Below are 16,928 nucleotides of genomic sequence, written 5' to 3' on the forward strand. Positions count from 1 at the left end.
GGCCATCCCTGGCGGTAAGTTTATGTTTAACTTCCGGTCGTCGGGCAGCGGTCTGTTTTAGCCCACCTCTTGTTATGCATTATCGCACACGCTTTATACTGATCTGCGTAGCGGGCTGGTCCATAGCTTGTCAGCGGACGCCTTACTCCTATTCGCCCCTGCCACCTGGCTCCGCCGTGGCTACTTCCCAGAGTATTGTTGTGCCCGATCGGTTGGCGTTCGTCTCTTTTCGGATGAGTGCCCGCAACGATAGCACCACCATTCGGCTACTGCAAGTGAAGGTGGTGCCGGGCAGCTTAAAGGCCCCGGCAGCCGAGGCAGCTTCCGGAGCCACCTATGTAGCAGTGGCGCAGCTTGACGATACCGGCCGCGTGCTCAGCAGCGTCACGCTCGATCATCCGCTGATGCGGGAGTTGGAATACACCACTTCCAGCCAGCAGCTTGCCCACAAAACGGCCAGCTTACCCGAAGCTGAGTTCTTTGTACGGGTAGCACTGCTGGGCCAGACCACTGCCTTTCGAGTAACCGATGTGCGCCGCGGCACCACGCATACCTCCGCTGATTTCCCCTTACCGGCCAAACTATGAAACAACTTGTTACGCTGTTTTTTGCCCTGTTCCTTACCACGGCCGGGTATGCCCAGGTATTCCCCATCGATACCATAGCATTTACGGGGCCGCCAGCGCGCCGCATCAACCTGGTGTTTCTGAGCGACGGTTACCAAGCGTCTGAGCTGGGCCAGTTCCGACTGGACGTGCAGCGCATCGTCAACGATATGTTTATCCAGACACCGTTTCGAGAGTACCGGCCGTACTTCAACGTGTTTGCGCTGCGGGTCCCTTCGACCCAATCGGGGGCTAGCCACGCGGGCGGCCTAAGCGACTGCGGCAACCAGCTTACGGGCAATGTATCTAATTACTTCGGCAGCCGCTTCGATGTGGGTGGTATTCACCGCTTGTTGGTACCTGCCAATCAGAACGCGGTTGCCAATGTTCTTGCCGATAATTTCCCGTTGTACGACCAAGCATTCGTGGTGGTAAACTCGCCCTATTACGGTGGTTCCGGCGGAGTACTTGCCACGTCCTCTACCCATACTGCCGCGAGTGAAATCAGCATTCACGAAATCGGTCACTCCTTTGCGCAGCTGGCCGACGAGTACTGGGCCGGACCGCAGTACGCCCGCGAACGGGCCAATATGACCGCCCAAGCAAATCCCGCTCTGGTACGCTGGGCCAATTGGCTGGGCCACGCCGGCGTGGGCATGTATCCGCACCAAGGCAACCCGACTTGGTTTAAGCCGCACAACAACTGCAAAATGCAGACAATAGGCCAGCCATTCTGCAGCGTTTGTACCGAAACGCTGGTGGAGCGCATTCACGCGCTGGCGCGGCCGGTACAAGCCTTTTCGCCGGCTACGGGCACCATTACCAATCCACCCCAGTCACTAGCTTTATCCGTGACCTTGCTGCGGCCCCTGCCCAATACGCTGCGCACAGTGTGGCGACGCAACGGCGCAGTCTTTGCCCGCGGCGTGGATCAGGTAAATGTAAACTTGGCAGCACTGCCGCCCGGCCAGCAACGCTTCTCCGTGGAAATAACCGACACCATCGGCCTCACACGCAGTGCCCAGCACACCGCCCAGCACGTGTATGCGCTGGAATGGGATCTGCAAAATACCGTAACGGGCACCCGCGTAGCCACGGCCGCTTATGAGTACAAGCTGGCCACCTACCCCAACCCAATTGGCGAAGCCCTGAACCTTTCGTACACGCTCAGCAGCCCGGTGCCGGTGACACTGGCCGTGTACACCGCCGAGGGCCGCAAGCTCAAAACCATCACGCAGGGCCGGCAGGCGGCCGGTCAGTACGACTACCGCCTCACGCCCACCGAGCTGCACATGCGTCGGCCGGGAGCTTACTTGCTGGTGCTCGACATCAACGGCAACCGCATTACGCGGCAGTTGGTGAAAGAGTAGTGCTACAGGTTTAGAATAGCATTCACGACTCCGTTGACCACCTCGGCCATGCGCCGAAAATCCAGCGTGTCAATGGTGTCGCCGGTTTCGTGGTAGTTGGGGTTGCGCAGGAAGGCGGTGTCGTTGATCATCACGGCATCCCAGCCGTAGGGCCAATAGTTGCGCTGGTCGGAAAGGCCGACCAGCCCCATTTGGGGCGACATGTTGATACGCTGCACGTCGACCTCGGCGCGGGCCTGCATGAGCTGTTGCACACGTTCGGTAAAAGCCTCCTGTCCGTCGCGGCCCACCACGGTGATAAAATTGCCGGTGTTGGGGTACAGCTTGGCCAGCGCTTCATTGGGGAAGCGCTGCGAGCCGGGCTCGTCGCTGAAGTACCCAATCATTTCGTAGCAAATCATGGCGCGCACCGCCACCCCGGCGTCGTGCAGGGACTTGGCATGCACGGCGCTACCCATGTACTGAGAGGCAAAATAAGGAGGCTCCTCGTTAGGATAAGCTACCAAGTCGATGCGGCGGCGCAGCTCGGGCTGCTGCTCGTGGAGCAGGCGGGCGGTTTCGAGCAGGCCGGCCACGGCCGAGGCGTTGTCGTCGGCACCGGGCTGCTCGCCGCACACGTCGTAGTGCGCCCCCACGATGATGCGCTCGGCATCGGGCGGGCCGAAGGAAGCAATTATGTTGCGGTACTGCCGGCCATCGGCTTTGAATACCTGCTCTTCCACCGGCAGGCCGAGCTTTTCAAACTCGGTCTTGATGTAATCGGCAGCCTGATTAAGAGAGGTAAGGTTACGGTAGGTACGTGCTGGCTGCAGGGAGGTCAGAAACTTGACGTCGGCGTATAGTCGCTTTTTTTTGGCGCCCATGGATTGGGAGGTTGATTGGCTTGCATTACTATACGGCAACGCACGCCGGCGTTGGGCAATCAGCACCGCAGAAAGCAGGGCCGCAGCCAACAAAATCAGTATTAACCCGAGCGACGGGCGACGAATACGCATAAGAGCCAAGCGGACAACAGTTACCCTACAGTTGCATAGCAGTACTACGTCAATTCCCTGGCCTGGTAGCAGGTTTTCCCCGAACCAAGGCTGAGTGGCAACCTCCTGTCAGGCTGGTGCCCACACGCAGCCGCAGTGATACTCAGAAACACGTTTGTGGCTTATCGGGTACCGCCCAGCGGCTTTTATAGCGTGTGCCAAATCTAGGCGCCGGTCAGTAAATCAAATGCTATGATCAGTTGCCATGGTCACTACCGCATTCACGACGCCGTTGACCACCTCGGCCATACGTCGGAAATCGAGCGTGTCAATGGTGTCGCTGGCTTTGTGGTAATGCGGATTGCGCAGCATGGAAGTGTCGTTTATCATCACGGCCGGAAAGCCGTGCAGCCAGTAGTTGCGGTGGTCCGACAAGCCCGCAATAGGCAGGAAATCGGGCAAGTTGATGCGCTGCACATCGATCTGGGCTTCGGCCTGCATGAGCTGCTGTACGCGCTGCGTCAGGGCCTCTTCACCGGTGCGCCCCTGCACGATGATGAAATTCCCGACACTAGGGTATTGAGCGGCCAACTGCTTATCGGGAAACTGCTGCGAGCCGGGCTTGTCACTGAAGTAGCCAATCATTTCGTAGCAAATCATGGCTTGGACGGGCACCTCCGCTTCGTGCAATGCCTGAGCGTGCACTGCGCTGCCCATATCGGGCGTGCCGAAAAACGGAGGCTCCTCATTGGGGTATCCCACCAGTTCCACAGGCTTGGTAAGCCGTGCCGCATACTCGTGCAGCAGGCGGGCGGTTTCGAGCAGGCCAGCCACGGCCGAGGCGTTGTCGTCGGCACCGGGCTGCTCACCGCACACGTCGTAGTGCGCCCCTACGATTACCCGCTCTCCCTCACTGGGGCCAAAGCAGGCAATGATATTGCGGTATTCGCGGCCATCAGCCTCGAAGCGCTGCTCCTGCACGCGGCAATCGAGCTTGGCAAATTCAGCTTTGATGTAATCAGCAGCGCGGTTGAGCGAGGCCAGGTTGCGGTAGGTGCGGGCCGGGTGCAAAGAAGTCAGGAATTCGACGTCGGCGTATAGTCTTTGTTGGTCAGCACGCATTGTAATAAGGGAATAGGCTAGAAATCCAGCCCCCGGCTCTTCGGCCAGTGGCAGGTAAATCTAGCCATATTCTCAAGTGGCGCTGCACATCAGCCCCCACCGCCGCTTATTTCTCCGAACCGGAGGCCAGTCGGCCACGGCCTCACAGTTTAGTGCTGCCCAATTACGTTGTCGAGGTACTTCTGGCCGGAGCCGGTGTTCAATAGCAGGATGCGTTCCTCAGGCTTTATCCATCCCGCCGCTACCAGCTTGCGCGTGGCCTGCCACACAGCAGCGCCTTCGGGTGCTACGAACAGGCCTTCCAGGCGACCCAGCTCGCGCATGCCTTCCACCATTTCCTCATCGGTGATGCTCACGGCCATGCCGCGCGACTCTTCCAGCGTCTGCAGCATCAGGGCTTCGCCCAAGGGGCGCGGCACGGCCAGGCCGTTGGCAATGGTCGGCCGGCCGTTGTATTCGCGGGCGTTGGGCTGTCGGCCAGCCAAGGTTTCAATAAGCGGGCAGCAATTGGCAGCCTGCACGGCTATCATGCGGGGCAGCTTGACATCGGGCGCCAGCCAACCCAGCTCCTGCATCTCGCGGAAGGCTTTCCAGATGCCAATAAGACCAGTGCCGCCACCGGCAGGATACAGAATAACTTCGGGCAGCTGCCACTGCAACTGCTCAGCTATTTCGTAACCCATGGTCTTTTTACCCTCCAGGCGGTACGGCTCTTTCAACGTGGATACGTCGAGCAGGTGGCCGGCGGCGTTCAGCTCCCGCACACGGGCGGCACAGTCGTTGATGAGGCCATCTACCAGTTGCACGTCGGCACCGTACCAGTAGCATTCTTCCTTGAAGGCGGCAGGCGTATGGCTTGGCATCACCACGGTGGCGGGCAGACCGGCCTTGGCGCAGTAGGCAGCCATGGCCACGCCAGCGTTACCGGCGGTGGGAATGATGCAGCCTTCGGCCCCAAGCTCTTTGGCCTTGGAAATGGCCATGCTCAGCCCACGAGCCTTGAAGGAGCCGGTTGGATTTTGACCCTCGTCTTTCAGCATGAGCGAAGCCAGGCCGTGACGTGCGGCCAAGCGCTGCAAAGTGAGCATCGGGGTAAAACCTTCACCCAGGCTTACTATATTCTGATCATCGAGCAGGGGCAGCACCTCACGGTAGCGCCACATAGTGGCAGGGCGGCCAGCTAGCCGGTCTTTTCGTAGCGAACTTTTCAGTTGATACTGCGCCAGTAGCGGCGCTGCACAACACGCAGACACGGTGTGCGGCTCGAAGGCAGAGTATGGGGCATGGCACTGCGAGCAAGTAAGCTTGCTGATGCGACTGATGGATTCGGCTACTGCTACCATGGCTTACCAGTTATGTGAAACTGAAAGGAAAACGGCAGCAAGTAGGCCTTAGGTTATGCCCCGAGCAAATGGTATTTTGGCATACCCTATTCCTCCTTGGAATAATAGCGCAAGGCGAAATGCATAAATTCTTTGAATGGAGAGTTGTTTTCGGTACCCCGGCGCTGCACGAACTCAAAGTGCCGTTTCAGGTGCAAGTCACGCACGCTTACTTCCACCAGCTCCCCGCTTGACAGCTCTTTTACCACAGCCTGTCTGGGCAAGAACGCTAGCACGCTAGCATCTACGCGCACGAAATTCTTAAGGGCTTCGGTGCCGCCCAGGCGCACTTTCACCCGCAGATCAGCCAGCCGAATGCGCTGCGCGAGCAAGGCCTGCTCCAGCACGGCCAAAGTGCCGGAGCCGGGCTCGCGCAAGGCCAGCGGTAAGTCGTATAAGTCGCGGAGCTCCAACTGACGGTAGCGCAGCGGGTTGTTAGCCGAACATACGGCCACCACGTCGTCGGTGAGCAGCGGCGTGTAGGTGACGTTGCTGACGCGGTGAATGCCCTCGATGACGCCGAGGTCGATTTCGTGGTCGAGCAGGGCTTTGAGGATGTTTTCGCTGTTGCGGTTCTTGAGCGTCAGCTGGGTGTGCGGGTGGTGGCCCAGGTACGCCGACAGCACCGGTGGCAGCACATACAGCGAAATGGTGGTGCTGGCCCCGATGACCATGCGAATCTCGGGCGAGAAATCGGAGCTGAGCCCGGTCATCTCCTGGTGCAGCTCGGTCTGAAGCTGCTGCGCTGCCAGCAGTTTGCGGTAGAGCAGCTGCCCGGCCGGCGTGAGGGTAATGGCATTGCCCAGGCGCTCAAACAGCCCGGTGCGGTAATATTCTTCCAGGGCCTTTACCTGCTTGCTCACCGCCGATTGGCTGATGAATAAACCTTGACTGGCTTTGGTGAAGCTGAGCCGGCGCGCTACCTCCAGAAATACTTCGTGCGAATGGGAAAGCATGCGGGAAAGGTACTGCGCGACGGGGCTTGTTACGCAGCCCCGCCCAGCGGCCCAGGCCGCATAGGCCTTAACAAGCCGCTACCGTACCGATACCTGTGCCTGTCGCAAAGCATTGGCAAAATCTACTATCCGGGCCAGGTGGTAGCCATCGGCGAAGCTATAGCCTTGCTCTTTCGCCAGTTTTTCCAACTGCTCGGCCTCGTTTGGGAAATACGCCAGCAAGTCGCGCTTCGGCCGGCGCAGCGAGACAATGTTGCCTTCGGGGGTGGCTAGGTAATACAAATCCCGGGGCTCGATGTACTCCTGGGTCAGGGTGCGGGGAATGTACGTTCCGTGCCAAGAACTCATCAAGTTTGGCTCGGTCCAGCGCGCTATCCGCCGCACCAAAAACTGCCGACGCAGCAAGATGACGGGGCCGCCATTGAGGCGCTCGAAAAACGCCGGTGCATTGGGGTTTATATACTCCTTATCGCGATTCCAGGGGTAAATCAGGAATTGGCGCGCCCGCTGCATGCCGTACCAGCGGCTGCGGGCCCGGTCGTGCGCCGAAACGGGCTGCATCCGGACCGACCGGTCACTGGTATGGTTTCGGATAATCTCCCCCCGGACGGCAAATGTGCGCACCGCCACGGCCGGCACCGTGCGCACAGTTTGATCGGGCATGGTTATGAGCAGCAGGTCGCGGTCGAGGTACAGGGTGCAGGGACCACGCAAGGTGTCGCCGGTATGCAGCACCACAGTACTGAACCTAAACTCCTGCGCCAACGACTGCTGCGCTGCCGCGGCCAAGGGTAGCCCCAGCAACAGCAGTAGGGCTGCAATGCGAAGTAGAGAGTAGGCCATATTCATGACGTAAAGACTCCGTTACAAACGCAGTGCTGCACGCGCTGGTTGATATTTTACCAAGCATTTATCGCCCTAACAATCAAGGGCTGATCTGCCGGTTTATGTCCCGAAACCCTTGCTACCAAACCCAAGGCCGCCAGCTGCGCAAAGCACTGCTGGCGGCCTTGGGTTTGGTCGTTTGCGTAGCGAATTAAAGCTTGACAGGCGTTGCTTTGGCCCCATCAAGCTTTTGGGCCCACTGCTTTTTTTCTTCTTCGTTCAAGATGGTAAAAGCCTTGAGCGTTTTGCCATCCTTGGGCGCCAGTGTGCGGGCAGCACGCAGGTAGTGCTTGGCCGAATCGAGCTGTTGCGTCCAGATGTAATTGATGCCGATGTTGCGTAGCACCGTCGGCTTGTCGTAGCCGTGCTGCAGCGCCTTGCGGAAGCTCACGCTGGACTTTTCATACTGCCTTTCCTGCGCCTCAGCCACCCCTATTTTATAATGCAATTCTGGCTCGGCAGGGTAAGTACTGACGAGGCTGTATAGCTTGGGCAAGGCATCGTCGAAATGCTGCATGTCAAACAAGGCCCGGGCTTCCTGATAAGTTGCGTCGGCCACAAGGCCCGAGGCCGCTGGGGCAGCGGCCGATTCGGCGGGAGCTTGTTGCTGGCAGGCTGCTAGCAGCAGCCCGGCTCCGCAGATCGGCAGCCACTGCCGAAAAGAAAGAATACGCATGAGGGTTTGGTTGTGGTGCGTGGAGGCGATGCACAGCGCCGGCTTATCCTGAGCGCGGCGGCGCGCCTGGCAAAATAGTGCATCGGCGCTTAGCATGCCACCCCATCCTCAAGTGCCAAACGCAGCTACGCCGCAGCCCGAGCTTTATCGGGCTGCATCCTTTCGACTGGCAAGTCTTCCGAAGCAGTGCAATACTTGATCGGCCGCAGCTACTCTTTTTCGGCGCGGTGGGTCAGTATCCTGATTCACTTCCCTGCGCTTGGGTACCGGCCACACCCAGGTGCATGCGCACGTCGCGTCTCATGCCAGCTTGGCTTTGGCCTAAGCATGAACGGGGCGCAGCCCCGCGAGGCTGCGGGCATACGGCCAGCGTCAGATTTATTTTTCTATTGGTGTAACCTCTGGCTAAAACGCAGGTTTCCGGGCCCAGTTACGCCTCCCCGCTTGCCTTTCAAGCGCCGCGGTGCGCTTCCCGCTCTGCTGCTCTGGTCCACCGATACCTTCCTCCTTTCTACCTGCGTCCGTATGAAAAATCTTTTCGCTTTGCTCCTGTTTTGCTGCCTGTCGCTGCTGGCCCGCACAGGTTGGGCGCAGGATGGCCCGCTACTTACCGGAACCATTCGGGACGAAAAAGGTACGGCCGTCGGGTTTGCCACCGTGGGGGTGGTACGGGCGGGCACCACTACCATCGTCACCGGTGCAGTGGCCGACGACAAGGGCCAGTTCCGCATCCAGGCGCCGGTGGCCGGCTCGTACAGGCTGCGCCTTAGCTCGCTGGGCTTTGTCACGCAGGAAACGCCGGCCTTCGAGCTCAGCGCGACTTCGCCCGGCCACGACTTTGGCACCCTGGTGCTGCGCCCCGATGCCAAGCAGCTAGCGGAAGTGAATGTGGTGGGAATGCGGCCCACCATCGTGCAGGAAGCCGACCGCATGGTGGTATCGGTGGCGGGCACGGCCATGGCTACCAACAACACCGCTTTTGATGTGCTGGCCAAAGCGCCGGGCGTGTTTGTGGATCAGGAGGGCAACATCCAGCTCAACGGCAAAAGCGGGGTGACGGTAATGCTCGACGGCAAGCTGACGTACCTATCGGCCCGCGAGCTACGCAGCATGCTGGAAGGCATGCCCGCCGCCAACCTCAAGAACATCGAAATCATTACCAATCCGCCGGCCAAGTACGACGCCGAAGGCACCGCGGGCATTCTGAACCTCAACCTGAAGCAGAACACCCAACGCGGCCTGAATGGCAGCGTGTACGCCAGCGGTAACTACAACTTTTTCCGGCAGTTCGGCCACACCTACGGCGCCAGCCTGAACACCAAGCAGGAGAAGTGGAACGGCTTCATCAACCTGGATGCCTCGCGCCGCGTGGGCGGGCGCAACGCGACGTTCACGCGCATCTTTCGCGGCGAGCAGGAAACCACCTACTTCAATCAGAATGCCGTGGGCAATTTCACGTCCGTGGCGCCGCCAGTGGTGCGCCTCGGGGCCGACTACAACCTGACCAAAAACCACAGCGTGGGCTTTGTGGCCGGCTACACCTATCGCACCAGCGAAAACGAATTTCTAACCGAAACCTTCATCGGGCCAGCCGTGGAAGCACCCACGCAGTTTATCGACGCCGATAACTTCGCCCGCCGCACTTACACCAACCGCACCGGCAACCTGCACTACAACGGCAAGCTCGACACGGCCGGCACCCTGCTCACCGCCGACTTCGACTACGTAGACATTCGGGACCGTGGCAACAGCGACTTTTTCAACTATTTCACCGACCTCGGCACCAATCAAACCCGGCAGAACTTCGAGTATACCAGTACCCTCACCAATTTGGGCATCTACGCAGCCAAGGCCGACTTTACCCGACCCATGCGCGGCGGCCACAAGCTGGAAGCGGGCGCAAAGGTGAGTCGCGTGACGGCCGATAACGACTCGCGGTTTTTCTTCAACAACACGGGCTTGGTGCTGGATCCGCTGCGCACCAATCACTTCAACTACCGCGAAAACATTCAGGCGGCATATGTAAGCTGGAGCGCCAAGGCCAATGAGCGCCTGCAAGTGCAAGCCGGCCTGCGCCTAGAAAACACCCGCTCGGTGGGCGAGTCGTATACCACCGGCGAAGTCACACGCCGGCAGTACCTGAACCTGTTCCCTACCCTGTTTGTGCAGCAAGAGGTAACCCCTGACTACGGCATCAACTACAGCTACAGTCGCCGCCTCACACGCCCCAATTACGGCAGCCTGAACCCCTTTATCTTCTACCGGGACCCTTACACCTTCGAGGGCGGCAACCCTTACCTGCGGCCGCAATACACGCACGCTTTTCGTGTGGCTCACACCTTTAAAAAAGTATATAGCCTCGCCTTCAACTACGACCACCAGACCGACGTCATTTCTGAGCTGCCCATTCTAAATGTGCAGGAAGCCACCACCATCTATACCACCGGCAACCTGGACCGCGGCCACATCATCGGCCTCACGGGCATAGCGCCGTACAAGCTGACTAAGTGGTGGGACAGCCAAAATACCGTGGTGGTATCGTACCGGAAGTTCAGCGGCGAAACGCCCAACGGCTTCCTGACCAACGAGCGGCTGTACTACATGCTGCAAAGCAACCACACACTGCTCCTACCCCGCAAGGTGCGCATGGAAATCGAGGCGCGGTACCTGGGCCCCACGGCCTCGGGCCTGTATCAGATTGAACCCATGCACTGGGTGGGCGTGGCGTTTAAGCGCAGCTTCCTGAACGACAAGCTGGACGTGGGCGTCAACGTCAACGACATCTTCAAAGGCTACCGCTACCGGTTCAGCACCAACATCGGCGGCAACGTAAACGACTTCAACCAGTACTTCCGCTTCCGCAGTGTAGGCATGACCCTGCGCTACAACTTCAGCCGGGGCGCCAAAGTGGACACCAAGCGCCGCAACAACAGCCTGGAGGAAGTAAACCGGGCCGGGTAGCCTAAAGCCCACCGCATCGGTAGTGGCAGCCAAGAATTGTCACCCGCTGGGTTCTACCTGCTTCGCAGCCTATTTAAAATTTACCCAAAGCCCCTGCGGCCCGTCATGCTGAGCTTGTCGAAGCATCTCTACCGCTTCGCCTGATACTAATCCCAACGAAGCGGTAGAGATGCTTCAACAAGCTCAGCATGACTAAAACTTAGGCCTCTAAATAGTCTCCCCCTACTTTTAGGTTTTATGTCCGGACCTGAGCTTAGTGCTGCGCCGCGCGACATATAGCTGAACCTCAATCCTTCGCTTTCCCGGCGCTTTTACCCAGAAATAATACTTGCCTTTGAGGGCATCAACCGGGCCGAAAACGTGTTATTTCGGTACACATAAGGAGCCAATTTCTTCCTTGGCCTCCGCGGCGAGTCGCGCCGCCCGGCCCTCCCCTGACGAGGCTATCAGTCGTCCATTAGGCATCGTCGGGCTCACCACAGGCTCCACCGTTGTTCTATGAACGATTTCCTCGCTGCCCGGTCGCAAATGGCTTTGTCGCTCGGGTTCCACATCATCTATTCCTGCATCGGGATGGTGATGCCCTTTTTCATGGCTGTGGCGCACTACCGCTGGCTCCGCACCCGCGACGTCACCTACCGCAACCTCACCAAAGCCTGGAGCAAGGGCGTGGCTATTTTCTTCGCTGTCGGGGCCGTGTCGGGCACCATGCTGTCCTTTGAACTGGGCCTGCTCTGGCCGAAGTTTATGGAGCACGCCGGGCCGATCTTCGGCATGCCTTTCTCGCTGGAGGGCACCGCATTTTTCATCGAAGCCATTGCGCTCGGCTTTTTCCTGTACGGCTGGGACCGGTTCAATCCGTGGTTTCACTGGTTCACGGGCGTGGTGGTGGGGCTGAGTGGCCTGGCCTCGGGCATCTTGGTGGTGGCTGCCAACGCCTGGATGAATAGCCCCGCCGGCTTCGACTACGTGAACGGGCAGTACCTGAACATCGACCCCATCAAGGCCATGTTCAACGACGCGTGGCTTTCGCAGGCCCTGCACATGACCATTGCGGCCTTCTGCGCCACCGGTTTTGCCGTGGCCGGCGTGCACGCGCTCATGCTGCTGAAGCAGAAGAACGTAGCCTTCCACGCCCGGGCCTTCACCATTGCGGCTATGTTCGGGGCGGTGGCGGCGGTGCTGCAGCCCCTCAGCGGCGACTTCTCGGCCAAAGACGTAGCCAAGCGCCAGCCGGCTAAGCTGGCTGCTATGGAGGCGCACTTCCACACCGAAAAGCGCGCCGCGCTGATTATCGGCGGCATTCCCGATGAGCAGAGCAAGAAAGTAGATTACGCCATCAAGATTCCGGGTATGCTCAGCTTCCTGGCCCACGGCAACTTCGAGCAGGAAGTCACCGGGCTGGACCGCATTCCCGCCGACGAGCAACCGCCCGTGCTGATACCGCACCTGGCGTTTCAGCTGATGGTAGGCCTGGGTATGTTTATGATGCTGATTGCGGGGCTGTACTTTCTGGCCCTGTGGCGCAAGAAAGCATGGCTGCAAAGCCGCTGGCTGCTGAGCTTGTTTGTGGCCGCCACGCCGGCCGGGTTCATCGCCGTAGAAGCCGGCTGGACGGTGACCGAGGTAGGCCGCCAGCCGTGGATTATCCACGGCGTGATGCGCACCGCCGACGCCGTGACGCCCATGCCCGGCATTGCTTACTCCTTTTACCTGTTCTCGGCGGTGTACCTGTTCCTGAGCCTCATCGTGGTGTTCTTGCTGTACCGCCAGATCAAGATGGTGCCGGAGCTGTACGACCGCCCCGCCGAGGCCGAAATGGCCACCGCGTAGCGCGGACTTTGTAGTCCGCGTCCACAGATAGTAACCTTCCTCATCAGCAGGTTTAACGATTGGATAATGCTATCTGTGGACGCGGACTTGCAGAGTCCGCGCTACAGTCAACAATCAGCTAACAAAGCTTCGACCTCCCCATCCGCCATGGACTACGTCGTAATAACCTTTCTCTGCCTGGCCATTTTGCTGTACCTGCTGCTGGGCGGGGCTGACTTCGGGGCCGGCATCGTGGAGCTGTTTACCACCGGCAAAGACCGGCGCATCATGCGCCAGACCATGTACCACGCCATCGGGCCAATTTGGGAAGCCAATCACATGTGGCTAATCATTGCGGTGGTGATTCTGTTCGTGGGCTTTCCGCGCATTTACAGCACCATGTCCACGTACCTGCACCTGCCGCTGCTCATTATGCTCATGGGCATCATCGCCCGGGGCTCTGCCTTCGTGTTCCGCCACTACGACGCCGTGCGCGACAACATGCAGCCCTGGTACGGACGCGTATTTGTGTATTCAAGCGCCATTACGCCCTTCTTCCTGGGCCTAACGGCCGCCAGCCTCATTGCCGGCTATATCAATCCGCAGGCCACGGATTTTCTCTCGGCCTACGTGTGGAGCTGGCTGCACTGGTTTGGAGCGGCCGTGGGCCTGTTCACGGTGGCGCTGTGCGGCTACCTGGCCTCGGTATACAGCATTGGCGAGGCTACCAACGAGGCCGATAAACAACGCTTCATCCGCAAGACGCGCCGCATGACGGTGGCTGCTTTCGTGTGCGGCGGGCTGGTGTTCGGGGCGGCGCAGTTGGAGGGCATTCCGCTACTACAGTGGATTTTTGGCAATGCGGTAGGCGTATCAGCCATTGCGCTGGCAACTGCGTCACTACTGGCGCTCTGGTGGCTACTACCGCTGGGCTCGGCCACCCTGCTGCGCATCTTGGCCGGCTTTCAGGGCACCATGATTCTGCTGGCCATCGGCTACGCGCACTTCCCCAATTTTGTGGTGTTCCAGAACGGCGAGGCGCTGTCACTGACGGAGGCCATAGCGCCGGCGCGCACTATCACAGCGCTGGGCTGGGCGCTGCTGCTGGGCAGCGTGTTTATCCTGCCGGCGTTGTTTTACTTGTATTACAGCTTTCAGAAGGAGGCACGGCCGGCGCGGGCACATTGAGCCAAATTGGGTCGTCTAATATTGACGCAAATTTGGCGCAGCGTAACTCATGATTGCACCAAGAGTACGGCCCAAGTATCCTCACCACGACACTTCTTGGGAGCGACGCACAGTACGCTCCAGCGAGTCAAAATGCACCTTAGCCTCCGCTTCGTTGCGGCGCCAACGGATGGAATCCCGACGTGCCTGCTCGGCAGGGCTTGGTGGGGTCCAATGAGGCATTTGCTCAACTGGTTTCGGACCAATAAGCTCCCAACCATAACATAACCCGCCGCCGACGAGGGTCAAGATTGCATAGAACCGCAGCGACTGTAACAATGGCTTGCGTGGGACGGCCTTGGCAGCAGCTTCCTCTGGGGTAGTCTGGTGCGTCACTGCCACGCCCATGAGGCCTACAACTGTGGGCAACAGCACGGTAAAGAGCCACCAGTTCCAGTGCACATCGGCATAAATCAGCAATAGCAGGGCTGCGACACCTACTGTTGACCCCACCAATGCTGCAATACCCAGTCCCAATGGTAGCAGCACGAGCAGAAGTTCGGTTGATAGCGGCTTCGGCCTATGCCGTCGGGTGCTTAGGATATGGAACAACATCAGCAACTGAGGAAGCCACAGCACAAAGGCCGCTTTCCACACGAGGCCGCCTAAGGCACGAGCATCACCAGCGCTAAAATCCAGCAGCAGGGATAATAGCATGTGTCAAGGTAGCACTGCGGCCATTACCCACCTAGTTTAGCTTGCGAAGACAGACTACTCACATATACATGTGATAGGGGCAACATTTGACGAAGTGCATGGGTCCATGAACTCGTCAATTATTCCCTTCTCTAATGAAACAAGCTTTAGTGTCAGCGGCCGCGTTGCTTGCTGTCAGTTCTGCCTGGGCCCAAGCCCCCATTATCTCTCACGCTGATTTTCCGGCTACGTCGAGTACCACGTGGCACATACAGCTAGGCAACTTGGCTGGTATTGATGCTCCTACGCCGGGCGGGAACCAAACTTGGGATTATCGTTTGCTACGCGTTGGCAGCACCCCACCTGTAGTCTACAACCCATACATAGTGCCGCCCGCTAATTCGGCCTTCTCATCGGCCACTATTGCCAGCACGCACTTCATCCACGAGAACTCGTCGGCGCAGCTCAACGCCGTGCGTTACCTGGCACTTACTTCTAATGGCGTGCAACATTTGGGGGTCGCGCTGCCTCGCCAACGCCTAAGCCTACGGCAAACTACGGGTGGTCTGAATGACTCACTCATCGTCCCAGCACAGCACACGGTATACACTGGCGTATATGAAACGGCACTGCCGATGACAGCAGGTACGGTGAACAGGGCGAGCTACCGCAGGGTGTGGAACGGCAGTATTACGGTAGCGTCCCTAAATCTAACCCAAGCTCCGATACGCTTCGTCAGCCGCATGCAGCACGCCGATTCGGTGGCAGCTTGGGGCACGATAGTCATGCCCGTGGGCCGAAACTCAAACGTCACCTCGCCTATTCCCGCGCTGATGTGCCGCCGTTACGCTAAAGAGGTCGACAGCGTGTACGTCAACAACGTGCCGGCCTCGCCAGCCCTGCTTGCCGCCCTAGGCCTGCAGCAAGGCCGCGTTACTACTCGCTACTCCGATTCGTTTTTCCGTCTGGGTTCGTCACAGCCGCTGGTATCCTTCACATACGACACGCAGGCCTACAGCACCATAAGGTCCGCAAGCTATTCTACCGAGCCGAGCCTCGTCGTATTGAATACTCGCCAAGGTCTCGCCAGCCAAGGAGCCCGCGTAACGGTGTATCCCAATCCGTCCACCGATGGGCAGCTAACCATCGCCTTGGACAACGGCAGTCGGCAGCCTGTTCAGCTCACGGTTTATGACCTTGCCGGTCGGAAGGTGGCATCTATGGCAGCTGTTACCGGACAGCCTTGCCCGGTGCTTAAGGGCCTACAGGCCGGCAGCTACCTGATTGAGGTTCAATGCGCTAACAGTCTGTGCAGTATTACCAAAGTAATGCTTTAGACTCTATACGGGCATGATTCAACAAGCCCGCTAGCTATACTTAGCGTTTCATAATCGGAAGATAAAGAAAGTGTCCTACAGGGAGCGAATCGAAGCCGCCCACGCTGGTTTTCAATCCGCTCCCTGCAGGACACTTTCTTTATAAAGTTGCTCAAGGACCAGGGAGTTATTCAAGGGCATGATAATGTAGCCGAACGTAGATGTTGGAAGACTACGCGAAGTAGGTTAACAGCTACGTTGAGTGATTAACATACTCCAGGCTACCAAGCCAAAAGGGTTTGGCTTTTTCTATACCTTTCGCCCCGCCGCAAACCCCTACCTCCCCCGACTGCTCCGCCTGCCGCTGCTGGTGCTGCTGGCTTTGCTGTGCGCCTGCTCCAAGCCCGGCGCCGAGCTTACCACTGGGAGGCAACAGGGGTACATCACGCGAAAACTGTCCGCAAGCCACGCTGCGCTCAGCCCGCTTTAGAGCGGGGAAGCTGAATCCCTTCTACACTATCTACCCTATTTAGGCAGTGCTTCCTTCTCCAAGGCCGGCCGAATAACATGGTCGAACCATTGGTAAACCTCACTTTTCCGCTCTGCTGGGACGTCTGCAAACCCAATCCATTCGGAATTTTCTGCAAGGCCTTGCATTCCAGCTAGGTGAATCTCGGTAGCGGTTCGTGTATTCAGAGGCACTTCAATTCTCAATAAAAACTGGCGCGTAGGGTCGACGAAATTGAAATTATGCATTACCCATTGTTCACCGTGCAAGCCGTCCGCAGATGAATCGGCATCAGAAAAGCGGCCGCTCGACTTAAGCTCAATGAGCCGTTCAATTACCTTATTGCTAGGAAAAGGCACGCCAACCGTTTCGCAGTACACGTGCGTCCCAGCACCAAACATGCGACACGAGGAATTAAAAGCCACTAACAGGAAGCAAATGCAGATGCGGACGTGACTTTTCATGACCTCGAATTAAGCCAGGAGTATGATTAGTTAC

14 protein-coding genes are annotated in these 16,928 nt (G+C 58.5%); 6 read left to right on the top strand and 8 right to left on the bottom strand.

Features of this window, described 5'->3' with window-relative positions; all coding sequences use genetic code 11:
• The first annotated feature begins 176 nt into the window (after positions 1–176).
• Both AC5FXY_RS05585 and AC5FXY_RS05590 read left to right on the top strand, forming a co-directional pair.
• A complete protein-coding gene (locus AC5FXY_RS05585; protein WP_493555656.1) occupies positions 177–587 on the top strand; it encodes a hypothetical protein in 411 nt (136 codons plus the stop codon).
• Positions 584–1,975, top strand: a complete 1,392-nt coding sequence (locus AC5FXY_RS05590) for a M64 family metallopeptidase (protein WP_493555657.1) — start codon at positions 584–586, stop codon at positions 1,973–1,975. Before AC5FXY_RS05585 ends, AC5FXY_RS05590 begins: the two co-directional genes overlap by 4 nt.
• A 2-nt stretch (positions 1,976–1,977) precedes the next feature.
• Here AC5FXY_RS05590 and AC5FXY_RS05595 read toward each other — a convergent pair whose 3' ends face one another.
• The 6 genes from AC5FXY_RS05595 to AC5FXY_RS05620 form a co-directional block, all read right to left on the bottom strand.
• Positions 1,978–2,838, bottom strand: coding sequence for a M28 family peptidase (locus AC5FXY_RS05595; RefSeq protein WP_493555658.1), 861 nt, complete (start codon positions 2,836–2,838; stop codon positions 1,978–1,980).
• Positions 2,839–3,192: 354 nt separating this feature from the next.
• Positions 3,193–4,071, bottom strand: coding sequence for a M20/M25/M40 family metallo-hydrolase (locus tag AC5FXY_RS05600; RefSeq protein ID WP_493555659.1), 879 nt, complete (start codon positions 4,069–4,071; stop codon positions 3,193–3,195).
• A 149-nt stretch (positions 4,072–4,220) separates the two neighbouring features.
• Positions 4,221–5,414: a threonine synthase gene (locus AC5FXY_RS05605; protein ID WP_493555660.1), complete on the bottom strand. Its 1,194-nt coding sequence runs from the start codon at positions 5,412–5,414 to the stop codon at positions 4,221–4,223.
• Between the two features lie 86 nt (positions 5,415–5,500).
• Positions 5,501–6,409, bottom strand: a complete 909-nt coding sequence (locus tag AC5FXY_RS05610; protein WP_493555661.1) for a LysR substrate-binding domain-containing protein — start codon at positions 6,407–6,409, stop codon at positions 5,501–5,503.
• 78 nt (positions 6,410–6,487) lie between these two features.
• A complete protein-coding gene (locus tag AC5FXY_RS05615; RefSeq protein ID WP_493555662.1) occupies positions 6,488–7,252 on the bottom strand; it encodes a hypothetical protein in 765 nt (254 codons plus the stop codon).
• A gap of 193 nt (positions 7,253–7,445) precedes the next feature.
• Positions 7,446–7,970: a tetratricopeptide repeat protein gene (locus AC5FXY_RS05620; protein WP_493555663.1), complete on the bottom strand. Its 525-nt coding sequence runs from the start codon at positions 7,968–7,970 to the stop codon at positions 7,446–7,448.
• 525 nt (positions 7,971–8,495) lie between these two features.
• Here AC5FXY_RS05620 and AC5FXY_RS05625 point away from each other — a divergent pair.
• From AC5FXY_RS05625 to AC5FXY_RS05635, 3 genes are all read left to right on the top strand, one after another.
• Positions 8,496–10,931 carry an outer membrane beta-barrel protein gene (locus AC5FXY_RS05625; protein WP_493555664.1) on the top strand — a complete coding sequence of 812 codons (2,436 nt, stop codon included), beginning with the start codon at positions 8,496–8,498 and terminating at the stop codon, positions 10,929–10,931.
• Positions 10,932–11,429: 498 nt separating this feature from the next.
• Positions 11,430–12,764: a cytochrome ubiquinol oxidase subunit I gene (locus AC5FXY_RS05630; RefSeq protein ID WP_493555665.1), complete on the top strand. Its 1,335-nt coding sequence runs from the start codon at positions 11,430–11,432 to the stop codon at positions 12,762–12,764.
• 147 nt (positions 12,765–12,911) lie between these two features.
• Entirely contained in the window at positions 12,912–13,931 is a 1,020-nt protein-coding gene (locus tag AC5FXY_RS05635; RefSeq protein WP_493555666.1) for a cytochrome d ubiquinol oxidase subunit II, read from the top strand.
• A gap of 81 nt (positions 13,932–14,012) precedes the next feature.
• Here the strand turns inward: AC5FXY_RS05635 and AC5FXY_RS05640 are convergent, their stop codons facing one another.
• A complete protein-coding gene (locus AC5FXY_RS05640) occupies positions 14,013–14,627 on the bottom strand; it encodes a hypothetical protein (RefSeq protein ID WP_493555667.1) in 615 nt (204 codons plus the stop codon).
• Positions 14,628–14,761: 134 nt separating this feature from the next.
• Here AC5FXY_RS05640 and AC5FXY_RS05645 point away from each other — a divergent pair, with 134 nt between their 5' ends.
• The gene (locus AC5FXY_RS05645; RefSeq protein ID WP_493555668.1) at positions 14,762–15,943 is read left to right on the top strand and encodes a T9SS type A sorting domain-containing protein; all 1,182 of its coding nucleotides are present in this window, start codon (positions 14,762–14,764) and stop codon (positions 15,941–15,943) included.
• A 504-nt stretch (positions 15,944–16,447) separates the two neighbouring features.
• Here the strand turns inward: AC5FXY_RS05645 and AC5FXY_RS05650 are convergent.
• Positions 16,448–16,894 (bottom strand): hypothetical protein, encoded by a 447-nt coding sequence (locus AC5FXY_RS05650; RefSeq protein WP_493555669.1) that lies wholly within the window; start codon positions 16,892–16,894, stop codon positions 16,448–16,450.
• Positions 16,895–16,928 lie beyond the last annotated feature (34 nt).

This window comes from Hymenobacter sp. FMD4 (assembly GCF_058932745.1).

What these genes read in the sequence shown, in the direction of transcription:
- AC5FXY_RS05610 (WP_493555661.1), bottom strand. Translation starts at nt 6,409, where the DNA reads ATGCTTTCCCATTCGCACGAAGTATTTCTGGAGGTAGCGCGCCGGCTC.
- AC5FXY_RS05635 (WP_493555666.1), top strand. Translation starts at nt 12,912, where the DNA reads ATGGACTACGTCGTAATAACCTTTCTCTGCCTGGCCATTTTGCTGTAC.
- AC5FXY_RS05640 (WP_493555667.1), bottom strand. Translation starts at nt 14,627, where the DNA reads ATGCTATTATCCCTGCTGCTGGATTTTAGCGCTGGTGATGCTCGTGCC.
- AC5FXY_RS05600 (WP_493555659.1), bottom strand. Translation starts at nt 4,071, where the DNA reads ATGCGTGCTGACCAACAAAGACTATACGCCGACGTCGAATTCCTGACT.
- AC5FXY_RS05625 (WP_493555664.1), top strand. Translation starts at nt 8,496, where the DNA reads ATGAAAAATCTTTTCGCTTTGCTCCTGTTTTGCTGCCTGTCGCTGCTG.
- AC5FXY_RS05605 (WP_493555660.1), bottom strand. Translation starts at nt 5,414, where the DNA reads ATGGTAGCAGTAGCCGAATCCATCAGTCGCATCAGCAAGCTTACTTGC.
- AC5FXY_RS05645 (WP_493555668.1), top strand. Translation starts at nt 14,762, where the DNA reads ATGAAACAAGCTTTAGTGTCAGCGGCCGCGTTGCTTGCTGTCAGTTCT.
- AC5FXY_RS05590 (WP_493555657.1), top strand. Translation starts at nt 584, where the DNA reads ATGAAACAACTTGTTACGCTGTTTTTTGCCCTGTTCCTTACCACGGCC.
- AC5FXY_RS05650 (WP_493555669.1), bottom strand. Translation starts at nt 16,894, where the DNA reads ATGAAAAGTCACGTCCGCATCTGCATTTGCTTCCTGTTAGTGGCTTTT.
- AC5FXY_RS05615 (WP_493555662.1), bottom strand. Translation starts at nt 7,252, where the DNA reads ATGGCCTACTCTCTACTTCGCATTGCAGCCCTACTGCTGTTGCTGGGG.
- AC5FXY_RS05620 (WP_493555663.1), bottom strand. Translation starts at nt 7,970, where the DNA reads ATGCGTATTCTTTCTTTTCGGCAGTGGCTGCCGATCTGCGGAGCCGGG.
- AC5FXY_RS05595 (WP_493555658.1), bottom strand. Translation starts at nt 2,838, where the DNA reads ATGGGCGCCAAAAAAAAGCGACTATACGCCGACGTCAAGTTTCTGACC.
- AC5FXY_RS05630 (WP_493555665.1), top strand. Translation starts at nt 11,430, where the DNA reads ATGAACGATTTCCTCGCTGCCCGGTCGCAAATGGCTTTGTCGCTCGGG.